At 65.7% G+C, this 16,164-nt stretch carries 14 protein-coding genes; 9 read left to right on the plus strand and 5 right to left on the minus strand.

What is annotated here, in order from left to right; genetic code table 11:
• Positions 1–36: 36 nt before the first annotated feature.
• The 4 genes from K5Q19_RS18075 to K5Q19_RS18090 all read right to left on the minus strand — a co-directional run bounded on the left by K5Q19_RS18075 (position 37) and on the right by K5Q19_RS18090 (position 7,131).
• Complete coding sequence (locus K5Q19_RS18075) at positions 37–4,341, minus strand: hypothetical protein (protein WP_292948145.1); 4,305 nt, start codon at positions 4,339–4,341, stop codon at positions 37–39.
• A 132-nt stretch (positions 4,342–4,473) separates the two neighbouring features.
• On the minus strand, positions 4,474–5,544 hold the full coding sequence (locus K5Q19_RS18080; protein ID WP_292948146.1) for a hypothetical protein: 1,071 nt from the start codon (positions 5,542–5,544) through the stop codon (positions 4,474–4,476).
• A gap of 74 nt (positions 5,545–5,618) precedes the next feature.
• Entirely contained in the window at positions 5,619–6,110 is a 492-nt protein-coding gene (locus tag K5Q19_RS18085; RefSeq protein WP_292948148.1) for a hypothetical protein, read from the minus strand.
• Positions 6,111–6,129: 19 nt separating this feature from the next.
• Positions 6,130–7,131, minus strand: a complete 1,002-nt coding sequence (locus K5Q19_RS18090; protein ID WP_292948150.1) for a hypothetical protein — start codon at positions 7,129–7,131, stop codon at positions 6,130–6,132.
• A gap of 428 nt (positions 7,132–7,559) precedes the next feature.
• Here K5Q19_RS18090 and K5Q19_RS18095 point away from each other — a divergent pair, with 428 nt between their 5' ends.
• Positions 7,560–8,309 (plus strand): phosphatidylserine decarboxylase, encoded by a 750-nt coding sequence (locus tag K5Q19_RS18095; protein WP_292948151.1) that lies wholly within the window; start codon positions 7,560–7,562, stop codon positions 8,307–8,309.
• Positions 8,310–8,359: 50 nt separating this feature from the next.
• Positions 8,360–9,160 carry a phosphatidylcholine/phosphatidylserine synthase gene (locus tag K5Q19_RS18100; protein ID WP_292948200.1) on the plus strand — a complete coding sequence of 267 codons (801 nt, stop codon included), beginning with the start codon at positions 8,360–8,362 and terminating at the stop codon, positions 9,158–9,160.
• Here the strand turns inward: K5Q19_RS18100 and K5Q19_RS18105 are convergent.
• Positions 9,111–9,389 carry a hypothetical protein gene (locus K5Q19_RS18105; protein WP_292948153.1) on the minus strand — a complete coding sequence of 93 codons (279 nt, stop codon included), beginning with the start codon at positions 9,387–9,389 and terminating at the stop codon, positions 9,111–9,113. The two genes, K5Q19_RS18100 and K5Q19_RS18105, sit on opposite strands and share 50 nt — an antisense overlap.
• A gap of 875 nt (positions 9,390–10,264) precedes the next feature.
• Here K5Q19_RS18105 and rpsB point away from each other — a divergent pair.
• The 7 genes from rpsB (at position 10,265) to dxr (ending at position 16,160) form a co-directional block, all read left to right on the plus strand.
• The gene (gene rpsB, locus K5Q19_RS18110) at positions 10,265–11,032 is read left to right on the plus strand and encodes a 30S ribosomal protein S2 (RefSeq protein WP_292948155.1); all 768 of its coding nucleotides are present in this window, start codon (positions 10,265–10,267) and stop codon (positions 11,030–11,032) included.
• Between the two features lie 136 nt (positions 11,033–11,168).
• Positions 11,169–12,095 carry a translation elongation factor Ts gene (tsf, locus tag K5Q19_RS18115; protein ID WP_292948157.1) on the plus strand — a complete coding sequence of 309 codons (927 nt, stop codon included), beginning with the start codon at positions 11,169–11,171 and terminating at the stop codon, positions 12,093–12,095.
• A 144-nt stretch (positions 12,096–12,239) separates the two neighbouring features.
• Positions 12,240–12,965, plus strand: coding sequence for a UMP kinase (gene pyrH, locus K5Q19_RS18120; RefSeq protein ID WP_292948159.1), 726 nt, complete (start codon positions 12,240–12,242; stop codon positions 12,963–12,965).
• 16 nt (positions 12,966–12,981) lie between these two features.
• Positions 12,982–13,539, plus strand: a complete 558-nt coding sequence (frr, locus tag K5Q19_RS18125; protein ID WP_292948161.1) for a ribosome recycling factor — start codon at positions 12,982–12,984, stop codon at positions 13,537–13,539.
• A gap of 44 nt (positions 13,540–13,583) precedes the next feature.
• Positions 13,584–14,273, plus strand: coding sequence for a polyprenyl diphosphate synthase (gene uppS, locus K5Q19_RS18130; protein ID WP_292948202.1), 690 nt, complete (start codon positions 13,584–13,586; stop codon positions 14,271–14,273).
• Positions 14,260–15,006, plus strand: a complete 747-nt coding sequence (locus K5Q19_RS18135; RefSeq protein WP_292948163.1) for a phosphatidate cytidylyltransferase — start codon at positions 14,260–14,262, stop codon at positions 15,004–15,006. The genes uppS and K5Q19_RS18135 overlap by 14 nt, the downstream gene beginning before the upstream one ends.
• Entirely contained in the window at positions 15,003–16,160 is a 1,158-nt protein-coding gene (dxr, locus tag K5Q19_RS18140; RefSeq protein ID WP_292948165.1) for a 1-deoxy-D-xylulose-5-phosphate reductoisomerase, read from the plus strand. The genes K5Q19_RS18135 and dxr overlap by 4 nt, the downstream gene beginning before the upstream one ends.
• Positions 16,161–16,164: the final 4 nt, after the last annotated feature.

The following is a 16,164-nucleotide window of genomic DNA, read 5'->3' on the forward strand; positions in this document are numbered from 1 at the left end:
CCATGGGGCTTTTTATTCAACCCAACTGGCCCCTTTTTAAACCGGTGCCTGGCCCGTTTTTATCCCGGTGTTGACAGTGGCAAGCGCGCTCTTGCCGCCGATCACCTTGTTGCCATCGATCGTCGCGTCGAGCGTCAGGGCCTTGCTCACCGGAAGCGACTGCGCGAGGCCATAGGAAGCAAAAGCGCGCTTGCTTTGCTCCGTGATCGATTGCGGCTGTTCGCTGGTGGCAGTGAGGCCCTTGGTTGCTTGCTGTCCGATCACCGTGGCGAACTTCGCCCCCGTCCACGGCTGCACTTCCAGACCGCCGCGCAGCGTGCGCGTTTCGCCCTGGCTGCCATTGCCGATCTCGTAATCGCTGATCAGGCGCACATCGGGCGTGATCGCATAGCGCGCACCGAGGCGGTAGCGCGGCGCCTGATAGGACGTCGCATCGCTGCGGCCGATCGAGATCGAGCCCGCCACGCTCAGCTCCAGCTTGTTGTCGAACAGGCGCTTGGTCGCGCCGGCTTCGATCAGCGTGGTGCTGCCGCCCTTCGCGCCGGTGGGACCGGCCGCAGTGCCCTCCGCCAGCGTCTCGCTATAGCGGGCAACGCCGAGGCGCATTTCGGTACCGGCGGAATTCCACGTCGTACCCAGCTGGATCGCGCTGCGGTGCGAACCGTCCACGAGCGCGGTGTCGTGCCATGCGGTCGCGCTCACCAGCCACTTCTGGGTCAGGCGGTAGCGCGTATCGACACCGATCTTGCGGCGGCCCAGCTCGCCGATGCTCACCTGGCCGACACCGAAATTGGCATCGAGCGAGCGGATATAGGCCAGCACATCGAGCCGCGCGTCATGGCGCTCGGCCTCGATCAGCCACGCCGCCTTGGTCCTGCCCCCGGTCGCGTGGCTCATCGCCGCTTCGGCGCGCACCTCGGTCTTGGTGCCGAGGAAGACCTTGGCATCAACCGCGCCGAGATTGGTGCGCGTGACGGCAGCGCCCGCACCCGCCGAAGCATCGCTGATCGCGGTCGCGCCAAGGCGGACCTTCTCCGATTTGTTGCGCCATTCGGTGCGCGCGCCGGCATTCCACGCGCCGCCGTTCAGCGTGTCGACTTCGTAGTCGATCACGATCTGCTGCGGATTGAGGTCCGAATCGCGGCTCAGCACCGGCTGCTTGAACGTGATCGTGCCCGCCAGCAGGTCGATGTCGTAATCGAGGAAGCGCGTCAGCGTCCGGGTCGAGACGACGATTTCGGACCGGAAGCGGTCGCGCACTTCGATCATCACCGTTTCGCTGTTGGGCACGATGGCGCGGCTGGAGAGGCGATAGGGCCCGCTGATGCCGCCGCCCGGGATCTGGTCGCGCCGGTGCGTGGTGGCGACTTTGGCGGCATAGGCCTCGCCGCGCAGCTTGCCCACGCGTGCCTCGGCTTTCACGCCGGTGATCGTGCGCTGGTAGCGGGCGAGCAGGGTGTGGTCGAAGCCGGTGTCGAAATCGCCGAACATCGCGCGCACTTTCGTGCTCTCGATGCGGACATAGAGCTTGTTGACGCTTGCCGCATCGAAGCGGCGGTCCGAGCCATCGGCGAAGACGGTGTAATAGGCCTTGGGATCGAGCCCGCCGAGCAGGCGCTGTTCGGCGCGCTGCTTGGCGCTGTCGTAAGCGATGGTCGCCAGCCATTTGCCCTTGATCCGGCCCTTGGCATAGAACGCGACGCGCGCGTGATTGCCCAGATCGCTGTCGAACTTGCCGGCGCGCTGCATGTGATCGGCGATCGTCTTCGCGCCCACCGCGCCTTCGGCAAGGCCGACGAGCGTCCACTTCGCCTCGCCGGGCACGACCCAGGCTTCGAGCACCTGCTGGCGCTTCACTTCGCGGTCGGTGAACTGGAAGGTGAGGTCGAGGCTGCCGCTGACCATTGTCGGCGCCAGCTCGATCAGGGCGATGCCGTCATCGCCCTTGACGATCCACGTCGGCGGCGTGCGATCAAGGCCGGAAAGCACGCGGCTCTGCATGGCATCAAGCGCCGCCGCGCTTTCGTAAGGCGCGGAGAGCGTGATCGGGCCGGAAATGCCGGCGTGGACCGGGCGGCCGGTGCGATCGAGCACGCGCACCGCCACCACAGGGCGCGTCGCGCCATCGGCGACCAGGTGAGTGCGCTCGGGCACGAGTTCCACGCGGGCCGGGGTCGCGCCGAAGTGCACGGTGCGGGTCAGCGTCTGCACCACTGCGCCGCTCGCGTCGCGGATTTCGGCGTCGAAGCGGGTATCCTCGCCCGGCAGCGGCAGGCCGCGCCAGATGCTCACGGCATAGCCTTCGGGCGAGCTTTGCGCGCCGTCGAAGGCCAGCTTGTCGACCGGTTTGCCGTCGATCTTCAGCGCTACCGTCTGGCCCTTGCGATGGCGGATCACGACGCGGGTGGTCGGCGCGCGCGGGTTGTAATCGGCGGTGGGGAAGAGGAATTCGGTGGGGCCGTCGCCTTTGGCGATCCAGTCGGTATCACCGCCCGCTGCCGCGCGATCGCTCTCGGCGACGGGTTTGGCCGCCTCAGCCGCTGCCGCTGCGGCGGCGAGCGTCTCGGCGGGCACGGTTGCGGCGAAATTGGCCACGACAAGGCTGCCGCCCTGGCCGATCACGAAGCGGCTGAAGGCGCTCCCGGCACTGCGGGTGGAGCGCGTGCAATCCACGAACTTGCCGCCCTTGGGCAGCGTAACCGCTTGTGCTTCGACGACATGTGTGCCGGGCATCAGCCCTTCGAAGTGGTAGCGCCCTTCCGCATCGGTGACGGCAAAGCTGCCATCCTCGAGCACGAGGCGCACACCGCCGATGCCGGGCCGGGGCGCGTTTCGCGTGTTCGGCACGTCGCAGCTGCCCAGCGTGATGCGGCCGATCAGGGTCATTGTCGCGGCAAGGTTGTCCCGCTCGATGCGTATGGCGGCGCTAGCCGTTGCGGTTAGTCCACGTGCATCAACTGCTGTGATCCGGTTAAGTGCCGTGCCTGCGGAGGCTTCGGGCCGCACGGTCATGGCATAGGTCACCGTGCGGGTCGCGCCCGGTGCGATCGTGCCGATGGCAATGGTCATGGTGCGGCCGTCCGGCGCCACGGTGACCGCATCCTGCGGCGCCTTCACGCCGTCGATGCGGATCGTGCCGGCGCGCAGGCGCAAGCTCGCGGCCGGCGTATCGCTCAGAACGACACCCCGTTTCGCGCGTCCGCTGTCGGCATTGCGCACGGTCACCGTGTAAAACACGGCATCGCCCGGCTGGGCAACCTGGCGCGAGGCGACCTTGCTGAGGCTGACCGCAACCGGTGGTCGGTCCACGGGTATGTCGACGCGGACTGGTGCCGGGCTCGAAAGTGCCAAACTTTCACCATAGGATGCTGGCAAAATAACCAGATCGCCCCCATCGGGGCGCTTGAGACCGGCGAAATTCTTTGGCGTCAGCGCAGACGGCGCCGTGTAGGGATCGGGTGGGAGGACGACGATCTTGTACGTGCCAAGCGGCGCGAGCGGGAAGCGGTACTCGCCCTCCGGCATCTGCCAGGTACGCCCGGCGCCATCGGTGATGACCGATCCGGTTATGATGGTCGATGGCCAGCTCGTCACGCCGTCGTCGGCAAAGACGCGCGCGGGCTGGCCCGTGACGGCATCGACCAGCGAGACCCGCGCGCCATCGATCGGGGCGGCATCTTCGCTATCGAAAACAAGACCATAGGGGTCGGCGAGGACGTCGACGTCGGTTCTGATGACCGAGCCGTCGCCGCTGGCGCCGTTGTAGGACACGGTAACCTTGTCGCCGCCGGATACGCTGAGGCGGCAGTCGCCGTCCTTGGGCTGGGGCGGAATGGCGCTTGTCGGGATCGCGCCATAGAACACGCCGCTATCCGCGGCGGTTTCGGTCACGGTGACGAGCTCCTTGTCGCCGCTTGCCGATGTAATGGTGACCTTGACGGTGTCGATCCGTCCGGGATCGAGCCCGGCGTGCCCCAGAACGAGGCGAAAAACGACTGGCTGGCCGACTATGATGCTGGAAATGGTCGCGGGTTCGGTCGGATCGGCGCCCTTGGGGTCGATATTGACGCTCGGCAGGGTCGTGCCGCCGCAGTTGCCGGGGTTGATGGCCAGCGTTGCGCTGCCGTTGGGCAGAGGCAGTACGAAAATCCGGGTATCTTCGCGCACGACATCGAACGAAACCACGTTGGAATCGGTGGTCAGTTCGGTCTCGCCCTGATTCCAGTGCGCGTGTGCGGTGTTGGTGATGGTGGTCGCTGCGGCGGGAACGCTGGTCGCAATGAGCAGCGCTGCAAAAAGCAGCGCGGCTATCGCCCAGATCCTGTTCCGCAATGCCAGCATGGCGTTTGTTCTTCGTTTTCAAGACATAAGGAGGGTGGGGCGGCGGCATGATCCCCAAGTTGCCCCGGGTTGTGCCGCCGCCTGAAAGTCCTGCGTCTTCGATTTGCTGAGAGGTGCCCGCCTAAGGCCCGCTCAATTAATCGTGGCTTGGAACACCACCGTCCTGGTTTCGCCGCCGGCCACCGAAGCCAGCGTGCCGCTCACCGTGTTCGACGACATCGTGCCCGTACCGGTCGTATCGGCCGCGCAAGTCGCCACGCCGCTCACGATCGTGGCAGTGCCGTTGGTCCTCACGCCGAACGCTGAATCGAAGGTCAGATTCGCCGGAATGGGGTCGTTCACGGTGATCGAAGTCGCCGTGGCGCTGCCCGAGGCGTTGCTGATCGCGATGCAGTACTGGATGGTCGCACCCGGGATCATCTTCGGGTTCGTGGTCAGATTGATCGGATCGCTGATGATGCGCGAGGACTTGATCGCGCTCAGCGTTGCAGCCGAGACAGTGTAGTCGTCACGCGCCGAGAACGCCGCGTCGCGCAGGCTGTCGGTCGCACCCTGGCCGTCGGCGAACACGGTATCCATGCCCGCGGTGTTGGCACCGGTGGTCTGGACGAGCGCCGCACCCTGGCTGCCGGCTCCGCCTGCTTCACGGCCGGTGGCGGTCAGCGTCACGGCCGCAACCGCGCCATTGGCCTGGGCCAGCGGCACGTCGGAGACGACGAGCACCTGCACCGAAGCATCGGCGGCCACTTCGTCGAGGTACGTCACCGCAGTGTCGGTGCCCGATTCGAAGGTGCCGTTGTTGTTCACGTCGCGGAAGATGCGCACGTTGGTCACGTCGAACGAGTCGGTGTTCGAGTGCGCACCGGCGCCGCCCACCTGCTGCGCTGCGGCCAGCGCGAGGTCGAGCGGAGCGTTCGAGGTGTTGACCACGGTGAACGCCGTCACCTGGTTGACCGCGCCCGGCGTCACCGTCGTGGTGGTCGTGCCCACTTCGGCGACGGTCAGCTGGATGCGGCGGTCGACCGTCAGCGTGTCGGATGCGGTCGTGCCGGTCTGGCTGATGCCGCCGACCTGGAAGGCCACCGAAACCGTGTTGGTGATCGTCGAGCCGGCAGTGGTACCGGCCGCGTAGGCCGGATTGGCGCCGAGAACGGCGAGGGCAAGAATGCCCGCCGCGCCCAGCAGTCTGCTGCGATACGTCATTGTGTTATGCTCCACTGGGTTGCCTGCGAATATTCCGGTCGCTCACAGGCATGGCGACCCCCCGTTTCGCCGATTCAGCGAACGATTCCGTGATACTGGACTTCACCCGAAGCGCCCGGAGCGATCGTCGGGATGGTCCAGCGAACGTGCGTAACGTCGGCAGCGGTCGCCGTTCGCGATGCGCCGTCGGTGCCGGCAACCTTCAGGCTGGCGAGCTGGCCCCAGGTCTTGCCGCCATCGACCGAGACTTCGGTCCCGGCGGTCGCATCGCCCGAAAGCGCAACGGCCGAGGGCAGCGGATTGGTGACGACGAAATTGGTCACAGGATGCGCACCGTCGTTGTGATAGCGCGTTGTGAACAACAGATGGTCGCCGGGAATGACGACCTTGGGCTCGACGAGCTGGATCTTGCTGACACCGTTTTCGGTCACGGTCTTCTCGAGCATGACATCGCCCTTGAGCGTGACCGGAGACGGTGCCGACTGGGCCGCTGCGAGGGCCGGACCGGTCATGGCGACCATGGCCGCCGCACCTGCGAAAGATTTGACGATGAAGGAGAGTTTCATGGCTGGTCTTCCTGGCTAATCAGTTGATCTTGACGGAGAAGGCGACGGTCCGCGTAGTGCCGCCGGTGATCTTGCCGAGTGTGACGTCGATCCCGCTGGATCCGCCCACACCGGCATCGCCATCGGCACCATCAGTAAGCGCGGCGGCATCGAGCTTGAGCGAGCCGGGCACGTAGGTGGTGCCGTCCGGGATGGTGTCGATCACATGCAGCCCATCCAGTGCGCCGCTTCCGGTTACCCTGGCAGCAAGCGAATAGGTAACCACCGCACCCGGAACGGGCTTCGCAGTGCCGAAGGGATCGAGGATCGAGGCCGACTTGGTCAGGGTGATGTTGGCAAGGCTGGCGATCAGGGCGGCCAGCGAGTTGGCCGATGCGGTGGTGAGGCCGACGACGGCATCGCCGCCGCCTTCGCCCCTGCCGGCAAAGCTGGAGCCGGGGGTTCCGGTGCCGGTCTGCGCCGTGGCGGTGAGGCGGACCTGGCTGGTCTGCGCATCCGTGGCGCCGGTCGGTAGATCGACCAGGACGAAGACCTTGACGCTCTTGTCCGGGCCCAGCTCCGGCGTTGCCAGCGAACCGGCCGTGAGCACCGTATCGACGCCGGGTTCGTAAGTGCCGTTGCCATTGCTGTCGAGCACGACCGACTTGATCGCGCCGTCAAACCCGTTTCCGGAGATCCTGGGGTCCGCGACGAGATTGAAGGCCTCGGGGCCGTTGCCACTGTTGGTCACCGAATAGATCAGAACTGCCGCTTCGCTGCTGGCGGTGGCGGGTGCGGTGCTCAGGGTCGCGACCGCAACGTTGAGCAACTCATCGACCTTGACAGTCACCTTGTTCGACGTGACCGACCCGGTGGTCGAGCCGGACTGGTATGTCGCGGTTGCGGTATTCTCGATCAGCGTGCCCGCGAGCACGCCGGTAGCATGCGCGGAGCCCGCGAAAGGAGCGGTCACGGACAGGGCGACAAGCGAGCATCCAGCGATGCCCGCAGCCCGGCGAAGGGGGGTGAGGTACGTATTCATACTTGGGGTTTTCCACCGGGCGTGGTTAACATCGGGTAAGAGCGGATCGGCCCGGCACGGCAGACGGCGGCGGGGAGCCGCCTGTCTCCTTTGCGCTTGCGTTAACCAGCAATGGTTGGCAGATCAGGCGATCTATTTCGCAAAATATTGAAAATAAACGAAAAAATAGAACAGGCGCTCTGCGCAGGCGGCCGAACCTTACCCCGCTGCGCACTACGCAAAGCGCCGGATAATGTTGAAAATATTTTTGTATCTGATCCGAAACGGGCAGGATTCCGGAAAATTCATGATGAATCTCACAAGGTCCCGCAGCAACACCTTACCGGATCTGCCGGGATGGTTAAGAGTCGCGGAACAGGCCGGCTGATTGGGCGGCGCGGATTCGCTGGGAGCTTGTCCGCGCGGGCGCCGGGGCCTAGAGGGACGGAATGCCGGGAGAAATTCTAGACAATCGTGGGCGCGGTTCCGCCGGGTTCACCTGGCCCGCAATCCATCCGGAGGGCCGCAAGTTCGGAGCCATTGCCGCCGCGCTGTGCCTTGCCGGTGCGCTGCTGGGCGGCTCGCTGCTGGGCTGGCCGCTGGCCGTGCTGACTTTGGGCGTGCTCGCCTTCTTCCGCGATCCCGAGCGCGTGACGCCGCGTGACGACAGCATGATCGTCGCGCCGGCGGACGGCCTCGTCACGCTGATCTGCACGGTCAATCCTCCGCGCGAGATGACGGCGGATGATGGCAGCGGCCAGCCTGCATTGGCTGATGTGCCGGTGACGCGCATCTCGATCTTCATGTCGGTGTTCGATGTCCACGTGAACCGCACCCCGATCGGCGGGACGATCCGACGCGTGGTCTACATCCCCGGCAAGTTTCTCAATGCCGATCTCGACAAGGCGAGCGAGGAGAACGAGCGCCAGCATTTTGTGGTCGAGCGGGGTGACGGCGTGCGGGTGGGCTTTACCCAGATCGCCGGTCTTGTCGCGCGGCGCATCGTGCCCTTCGTCAAGGCGGGAGACATTGTCGCGAGCGGTCAGCGCGTCGGCCTGATCCGGTTCGGCAGCCGTGTCGATGTCTATCTGCCCGCCGGCACCGAACCGCGCGTGCTTATCGGACAGCGCATCGTGGCGGGTGAAACGGTGCTTGCCGTGCTGGGCCAGACCCCGATGATCGAGGGCGTGCGCCAGTGAGCGAGGTGCCCCCGCCGAGCAAGCGTGCTGCGGCAAGGGACGGGGCGGGGATGAGCTATTCGGGCGAGGACTTTGGCCGACGCCGTTTGCCACGCGGGCTGACCCTGCGGGCGCTTGTGCCCAATGCGATTACCTCTGCGGCGCTGTGCAGCGGGCTTACCGGCATCCGCTTCGCGATCGGCGGGGATTTCCATTCCGCGGTGCTGGCCGTCATGCTCGCCGGGCTGCTGGACGGGATCGATGGCCGCGTGGCGCGGCTGATGAAGGCACAGTCGCGCTTCGGTGCCGAGCTTGACAGCCTGTCGGACGCTATCGCATTCGGGGTGGGCCCGGCGCTGATCCTCTATCTCTGGTCGCTGAGCGCGGTGCCGCGCTACGGCTGGTTCGCGGCGCTCGCGCTGGCGGTATCCTGCGCGCTGCGCCTTGCCCGCTTCAATGCGTCGATCGATCTGCCTGGCCAGCCTCACAAGTCTGCCGGGTTCATGACGGGCGTGCCTGCCCCGGTCGGCGCAGGGCTTGCCTTTCTGCCGCTGTATCTGTGGTTTGCCAGTGGGCTCGATCTGCTGCGCCAGCCGGTCATTGTCGGCCCGTGGGCGCTTCTGATCGCGTTCCTGATGATCTCCAACCTGCCGACCCTTGGCTGGGGGGCGCTGCGCCCGCGCCGGGCGATCCGGCTTGAAGTGATCGCGCTCGCCGGAATGCTTACCGTTGCGCTCCTCACTGAACCGTGGCTGACGCTGGTGGGGATTTGCGCGATTTACCTCGTACTGATGCCGGTGGGCGTGTGGCGCTACCGCCGGATCATGCAGCAGCGCGCAGGCGGGGGCCAGCCGAAGCCGGAACAGGCCTGACGACTCGCACTGCCGCACGGCGCGCCCGCACCGGCATGCGCGGTTCGGCCGGCATCGAAGTCGTGGTGATCTCCACGAGGAATTCCCGATCGGCCGCAAGCGCGCGCGAATCCGCCAGCAGCTTGCGCACGGCGGGAAGTTGCGCCCGCACGGTTACAGCGATTGCCGCAAAGGCCACGCAGCCAGCGCCGGCCATCACGAGCGAGGCGAGGAGGGAGACCATCGACATGGAAACGCTGCCTTTCAAACGTGGGCGAACCGCTTGACAGGCGGTGGATACCCTGTGGATAAAGTGGGGAGAGAATCAGAATTTCCAAGTCTGTCCCGTTGATGGCTTGATTGTTCTCTTTTTGTTCCAGCCCGTCAAGCCGATTCGATGCGGGCAATCCAGATTTTCAGCAATGGGTAGAGTGGGGCATGCGGCGACAATGGATGCGCCGCGTGTCATTCGCCCAGGAATTGCCAGCGGTTACAAGCAGTCTGCCGTGAGGCGGTCCCCGCGCACGGGGCGCGCGGGGACCGCTACGGCGGTCTGGGAGGGCGCCTGGTCGGGGCGCGACCGCCAAGGGCCGCTGGGTGATGCGGCCGGCTTGGCCGCCTGGGTGTGCGGCCAATCTCTTTGAAATCAGGCAATCAAGCGGCGCTACGTGACTGTCGCCGGAAGTAACGGAATGGGCATTCCCGGCAGTGAGCCGGTTGGCACTCCGCAAGATCCGCTTGCCGGAGCTGTAAGCCAGAGAAGTCGCGACTGATCCGCGGCGCTTTGAAAACGCGAGATAATTTCGCGACTGGCGGTGTGGCCCGTCACGACATCTTATGCCAGTGTCCATTTACTTTGACAAGTAGCATTCACTACTTATTTGACAGTTGTCAGGCTTCCTTGACGCGAAATCCAGCTCGGCACAGCACTGAAATGCGCTTACTTGTCTGTAGACGCCGGGCCTTTGCGGCGCTAACGGGCGGACCGTCGTGCGATGATTCGGACATGGTGTTCATGTCGCGCGCGGCAATCCACATGGAATGCGCACATACCGGTGCCGCGCCGGGGTTTCTCCCGACAAGCGGTTCCTGCATTCCAGAGGCTGAACCGGAAAGGAATATCCTATGGCGGCTCCCGTCGTCACCATGCAGCAATTGATCGAGGCCGGCGCGCACTTCGGCCACCAGACCCACCGCTGGAACCCGCGGATGAAGCCGTACATCTTCGGCGCCCGCAACGGCATCCACATCCTCGACCTCTCGCAGACCGTGCCGCTGTTCGCCCGCGCGCTCGAGTTCGTCTCGGCCACTGTCCAGGGCGGCGGCAAGGTCCTGTTCGTCGGCACCAAGCGCCAGGCGCAGGAGCCGATCGCCCAGGCCGCGCGCGCTTCGGGCCAGCACTATGTCAACCACCGCTGGCTGGGCGGCATGCTCACCAACTGGAAGACGATCTCGGGCTCGATCAAGCGCTTCAAGGCGCTCGAAGAGCAGCTTTCGGGCGACACCACCGGCCTCACCAAGAAGGAAGTGCTCCAGCTCACCCGCGAGCGTGACAAGTTCGAGCTCTCGCTCGGCGGCATCCGCGACATGGGCGGCATTCCCGACGTGATGTTCGTGATCGACGCCAACAAGGAAGAGCTGGCGATCAAGGAAGCCAACGTTCTCGGCATCCCGGTCGTCGCGATCCTCGATTCGAACGTCTCGCCCGATGGCATCGCGTTCCCGGTTCCGGCGAACGACGACGCCAGCCGCGCCATCCGCCTCTACTGCGAAGCCATTGCTGCTGCTGCCACCCGCGGCGGCCGTGATGCGGCGATCGCTTCGGGCGCGGACCTCGGCGCGATGGACGAGCCGCTTCCTGAAGAAGCTGCTGTCGAAGCAGCCGACGCCTGATCCTGTCCAGTTCGGTGATCGGCTCCGTCAAGGCGCCGTCACCGAACTGACCCGGACACCCCTTACGGGCCGCGCCAGGTAGCTATGACCGGGCTGCGGCCTAACCCATATCCACGAGACAAGAAGGATCACCGCGATGGCTTATACCGCCGCTGACGTGAAGAACCTGCGCGAGCGCACTGGCGCGGGCATGATGGATTGCAAGAAGGCGCTGGACGAGACCGGCGGCGATTTCGAAGCCGCGGTTGACGCGCTGCGTGCCAAGGGCCTTGCCGCCGTCGCCAAGAAGTCGAGCCGCACGGCCGCTGAAGGCCTTGTCGGCGTTGCCGTTGCCGGCGCCCGCGGCGTGGCGGTCGAAGTCAACTCGGAAACCGACTTCGTTGCCAAGAACGAGCAGTTCCAGGACTTCGTGCGCAAGACCACCGAAGTCGCGCTGACGCTTTCGGCTGACGACGTCGAGGCGCTCAAGGCTGCGGCCTACCCCGATGGCGGCACCGTTGCCGACAAGCTGACCAACAATGTCGCGACCATCGGCGAGAACCAGCAGGTCCGCCGCATGAAGACCGTTTCGGTCTCGTCGGGCCTCGTCGTGCCCTACATGCACAATGCTGCCGCTCCGGCCCTTGGCAAGATCGGCGTGCTCGTCGCGCTCGAATCGGAAGCCGGTGCCGACGTGCTCGAGCCGCTTGGCAAGCAGATCGCGATGCACATCGCCGCAGCCTTCCCGCTCGCCCTGAAGGCCGAGGATCTCGATCCCGAAACCATCGCGCGCGAACGCAAGATCGCGGCGGAAAAGGCGGCCGAAAGCGGCAAGCCCGCCGAAGTGCAGGCCAAGATGGTCGATGGCGCGATTGCCAAGTATGCCAAGGACAACGCGCTGCTCTCGCAGCTCTTCGTCATGGACAACAAGACCCCGGTCTCGCAGGTCGTCGAGGCTGCCGGCAAGGCTGCCGGCGCGAAGATCACGCTGGTCGACTATGTCCGCTTCCAGCTCGGTGAAGGCATCGAGAAGGAAGCCACCGACTTCGCCGCCGAAGTCGCTGCGGCTGCCGGCATCAAGTAAGCATTGCACATTGCGCGGCGCTTCCCGTCCTGGCGGGGAGCGCCGCTGTGCATCTGCACACAAACCTGTGCCCCTTGCCCTTGGCACGCGCCGCCCCGCGCGTATAAGGGCGGCGCTTCCCCTTATGACGAGTTCTTCCGGACGATGAGCCTTCCTCCCCTCAAGCGCGTACTTCTCAAGCTCTCGGGCGAAGTGCTGATGGGGAGCCAGCCCTTCGGTATCGATACCGATTTCGTCGCGCAGATGGCCGAGGAACTGAAGGCGGCGAAGGAAACCGGGCTTGAGCTGTGCCTCGTGATCGGCGGGGGAAACATTTTTCGCGGCATGGCAGGCGCGGCCAAGGGCATGGACCGCGCGCAGGCCGATTACATGGGCATGCTCGCCACGATCATGAATGCGCTCGCGATGCAGAGCGCGCTGGAAAAGATCGGCGTCGAGACCCGCGTGCAGTCCGCCATCCAGATGGACGAAGTCTGCGAGCCGGTGATCCGCCGTCGCGCCGAACGCCACCTCCAGAAGGGCCGCGTGGTGATCTTCGCGGCGGGCGTTGGCGCCCCCTATTTCACCACCGATTCCGGCGCCGCGCTGCGCGCTGCCGAAATGAAGTGCGACGCCCTCCTCAAGGGCACCAGCGTCGACGGCGTCTATGACGACGACCCGAAGAAGAACCCGAACGCCAAGCGCTATGATGCGGTCGATTTCGACACGGTGCTGGCCGACAATCTCAAGGTGATGGACGCCTCTGCCGTGGCGCTTTGCCGCGACAATGCCATCCCCATCGTGGTGTTCTCGATCCGCGAGCGCGGCAATCTTGCCCGCGTGCTGGCGGGTGTGGGCACGCAGACCATCGTTCAGAAGATGAGCGCTTAAGAAGGAAGACCCAGCCATGGCCAAGTATGACAAGGCCGATCTCGAACGCCGGATGAAGGGCGCAGTCGAATCGCTGAAGGGCGATCTTTCGGGCCTGCGCACCGGCCGCGCCAATGCCGCGCTGCTCGATCCGATCATGGTCACCGTCTATGGTGCGAACACCCCGCTCAATCAGGTGGCGACGATCTCGGCGCCCGAGCCGCGCATGCTGACGGTGCAGGTGTGGGACAAGTCGAACATCGGCCCCGTCGAGAAGGCGATCCGTTCGGCCGGGCTCGGCCTCAACCCCATCAACGATGGCAACACGCTGCGTCTGCCGATCCCCGATCTTACCGAGGATCGCCGCAAGGAACTGGCCAAGCTCGCCTCGCAGTATTCGGAGAAGGCCAAGATCGCCATCCGCAATGTCCGCCGCGACGGGATGGATGCGCTCAAGGCCGATGAGAACAAGAAGGAAATCTCGGAGGACGACCGCAAGCGGCTCGAGACCGAGCTGCAGAAGCTGACCGACGAGCAGATCAAGGCTGCCGACGAGGCCAGTGCGGCGAAGGAAAAGGAAATCCTGGGCAAGTGAGCTCGGCTGCGGCGCCTCAGGGGGACGAAGACGTCGCCGACCAGATGGGCGGCGGCTACACCGGTCCCGCGCGCCATGTCGCGATCATCATGGATGGCAACGGGCGCTGGGCGAAGAAGCGCTTCCTGCCCCGCGCCGTGGGGCACAAGCGCGGCGTCGATGCCGTGCGCGAAGTGGTGCGCGCGGCGCGCCACATGGGGCTTCAGGCGCTTACGCTCTATGCCTTCTCGTCCGAGAACTGGAAGCGGCCCGAGGACGAGATTTCGGACCTCATGGGCCTGCTGCGCGCTTTCATCCGCAGCGATATCGATGAATTTGCCGCCAATGATGTGCGGCTCAAGATCATCGGTGATTACCAGGCCCTGCCGGCCGACATCGTGGACATGATCGACGACGCGCTGGCCCGCACCGCGCATGGGCGCAGCACCACGCTGGCCATCGCGCTCAATTATGGTTCGCAGCAGGAAATCGCCCGCGCGGCGGCGGCAGCGGCGGCCAAGGGCGAAGTGACGGTGGCCGCGATCGAGGCCGAACTCTACACGGCAGATCTCCCGCCGCTCGATCTCATCATCCGCACATCTGGCGAAGTCCGTCTCTCGAACTTCCTGCTGTGGCAGGCCGCCTATGCCGAGATGTGGTTCACCGACGTGCTCTGGCCCGATTTCACCCCCGGCCACCTGCGCGAGGCGCTGGATCATTATGCCACCCGCGAGCGCCGCTATGGAGGGCGTTGAGCCCGCGCCGATCGAGGCCGCGAAACCGCGCAGCGATCTGCCGGTGCGTGTGGCCTCGGCCGTCGTCATGCTCGGCATCGCCGCCTTTGCGTTGTGGCAGGGCGGGCTCGTGCTCAAGGGCTTCATCGCGCTCGTCGGCTTCGGGGTCTTTGCCGAATATGTCGCGCTCGCCGCGAAGATCGCGCCCGATCCGGCGCGGATGGTAACGGCGGTGATCACTGGCGGGCTCTACATCGGCTGGGCGGCCTTTGCGCTGATCGTGATGCCGGTGGTCCTCCTCATCGCGGTGCTCGGGCTCGTCATCTGCACCGACACCGGCGCCTATTTCGCCGGGCGCGCCATCGGCGGGCCGAAGATCGCGCCCGCCATCAGCCCGTCGAAGACGTGGGCAGGCCTCGCTGGCGGCATGACGGCAGCGGCGCTGTGGGCCACGCTCTACATTCTCTTCGCGGCCTATATTCTCTCGGCCATGAGCCCGACCGGGCCCAGCCTTGCCGAAGCGGTGCGCACCACGCGCATCGGCATGGCGGCGCTGGCCGGGGCAGGGCTCGCCGTTGCCGCACAGGCCGGGGATTTCTACGAAAGCTGGCTGAAGCGCCGTGCCGGTGTGAAGGACAGCGGCCGCCTCATTCCGGGGCATGGCGGTTTGTTCGATCGGGTTGACGGGCTGCTGCCGGTCGCCATCATAGCGGGAACAGCCTGGGCTGCAGGCGGGGGAGCGATTAGCGCATGACGCGCACGATTACGATTCTGGGCGCAACTGGTTCGGTGGGCGCCTCCACACTCGATCTGGTGCGGCGCAACCGCGACATGTTCCGTGTCATCGCGCTCACCGCCAATTGTCAGGCCGTCGAGCTGGCAGCACTTGCGCGGGAATTCGGCGCGGAAGTCGCTGTTGTCGCTGATGAAAGCTGCCTTCCGGCGCTGCGCGATGCCCTCGCGGGAAGCGGTGTCGCGGCGGCAGGCGGCCCGGCAGCCGTCGTCGAGGCGGCGGCCCGCGGGGCGGATATCACCATGGCCGCGATCGTCGGCTGTGCGGGGCTGGCGCCCACCATGGCGGCGATCGAATGCGGCAAGGCCGTTGCGCTCGCCAACAAGGAAGCGCTGGTTTCTGCGGGCGAAGTGATGACCGCTGCGGTGAAGCGCACCGGGGCCACGCTGCTCCCCGTCGACAGCGAACACAACGCAATCTTCCAGTGCCTTGCCGGCAATGATCCCGCCCATGTTCACGCGATCACGCTGACGGCCAGCGGCGGCCCGTTCCGCGAATGGGAGATGGAGCGCATCCACCGCGCCACCCCGGCCGAGGCGGTCAAGCATCCCACCTGGTCGATGGGCGCCAAGATCAGCGTCGATTCGGCCACGATGATGAACAAGGGCCTCGAATTCATCGAAGCCTACCATCTCTTTCCGGTCGGCGTCGAACGCCTGCGCATCATCATCCACCCGCAGTCGATCGTGCATTCGATGGTTGAATACCGCGATGGCTCGACGCTCGCGCAGCTTGGCCCGTCCGACATGCGCGTACCTATCGCCTCCGCGCTGGCATGGCCCGCGCGAATGCAGACGCCTTGTGCGCCGCTCGATCTCGCCGCCATCGGCAGCTTGACGTTCTTCAAGCCCGACGAAGTGCGCTTTCCCGCCACCCGCGTCGCGCGCGAGGCGGTGATCGCGGGCGGTGCGGCGCCAGCCGTGCTCAATGCCGCGAACGAAATCGCGGTCGCCGCGTTCCTCGCCGGTCAGATCGCGTTCACCCGCATCGTGCAATGTGCCGAGGACGTGCTGGCAAGGGGCCTCCCCAAAGCACCCGCGAGCCTTGAAGAAGTCATCGCGGTTGACCGGGAAGCCCGCATCCGCGCCGCCGAGACGATGGAGACCGTGTCCTGAACGC

Source organism: Novosphingobium sp. (assembly GCF_019748365.1).
In the GTDB taxonomy this organism is placed as follows: domain Bacteria; phylum Pseudomonadota; class Alphaproteobacteria; order Sphingomonadales; family Sphingomonadaceae; genus Novosphingobium.

Coding starts and splice junctions, on each gene's coding strand:
- tsf (WP_292948157.1), top strand. CDS start 11,169: ATGGCTTATACCGCCGCTGACGTGAAGAACCTGCGCGAGCGCACTGGC.
- rpsB (WP_292948155.1), top strand. CDS start 10,265: ATGGCGGCTCCCGTCGTCACCATGCAGCAATTGATCGAGGCCGGCGCG.
- pyrH (WP_292948159.1), top strand. CDS start 12,240: ATGAGCCTTCCTCCCCTCAAGCGCGTACTTCTCAAGCTCTCGGGCGAA.
- K5Q19_RS18100 (WP_292948200.1), top strand. CDS start 8,360: ATGAGCTATTCGGGCGAGGACTTTGGCCGACGCCGTTTGCCACGCGGG.
- K5Q19_RS18075 (WP_292948145.1), bottom strand. CDS start 4,341: ATGCTGGCATTGCGGAACAGGATCTGGGCGATAGCCGCGCTGCTTTTT.
- K5Q19_RS18080 (WP_292948146.1), bottom strand. CDS start 5,544: ATGACGTATCGCAGCAGACTGCTGGGCGCGGCGGGCATTCTTGCCCTC.
- dxr (WP_292948165.1), top strand. CDS start 15,003: ATGACGCGCACGATTACGATTCTGGGCGCAACTGGTTCGGTGGGCGCC.
- K5Q19_RS18090 (WP_292948150.1), bottom strand. CDS start 7,131: ATGAATACGTACCTCACCCCCCTTCGCCGGGCTGCGGGCATCGCTGGA.
- K5Q19_RS18135 (WP_292948163.1), top strand. CDS start 14,260: ATGGAGGGCGTTGAGCCCGCGCCGATCGAGGCCGCGAAACCGCGCAGC.
- K5Q19_RS18085 (WP_292948148.1), bottom strand. CDS start 6,110: ATGAAACTCTCCTTCATCGTCAAATCTTTCGCAGGTGCGGCGGCCATG.
- K5Q19_RS18105 (WP_292948153.1), bottom strand. CDS start 9,389: ATGTCGATGGTCTCCCTCCTCGCCTCGCTCGTGATGGCCGGCGCTGGC.
- uppS (WP_292948202.1), top strand. CDS start 13,584: ATGGGCGGCGGCTACACCGGTCCCGCGCGCCATGTCGCGATCATCATG.
- frr (WP_292948161.1), top strand. CDS start 12,982: ATGGCCAAGTATGACAAGGCCGATCTCGAACGCCGGATGAAGGGCGCA.
- K5Q19_RS18095 (WP_292948151.1), top strand. CDS start 7,560: ATGCCGGGAGAAATTCTAGACAATCGTGGGCGCGGTTCCGCCGGGTTC.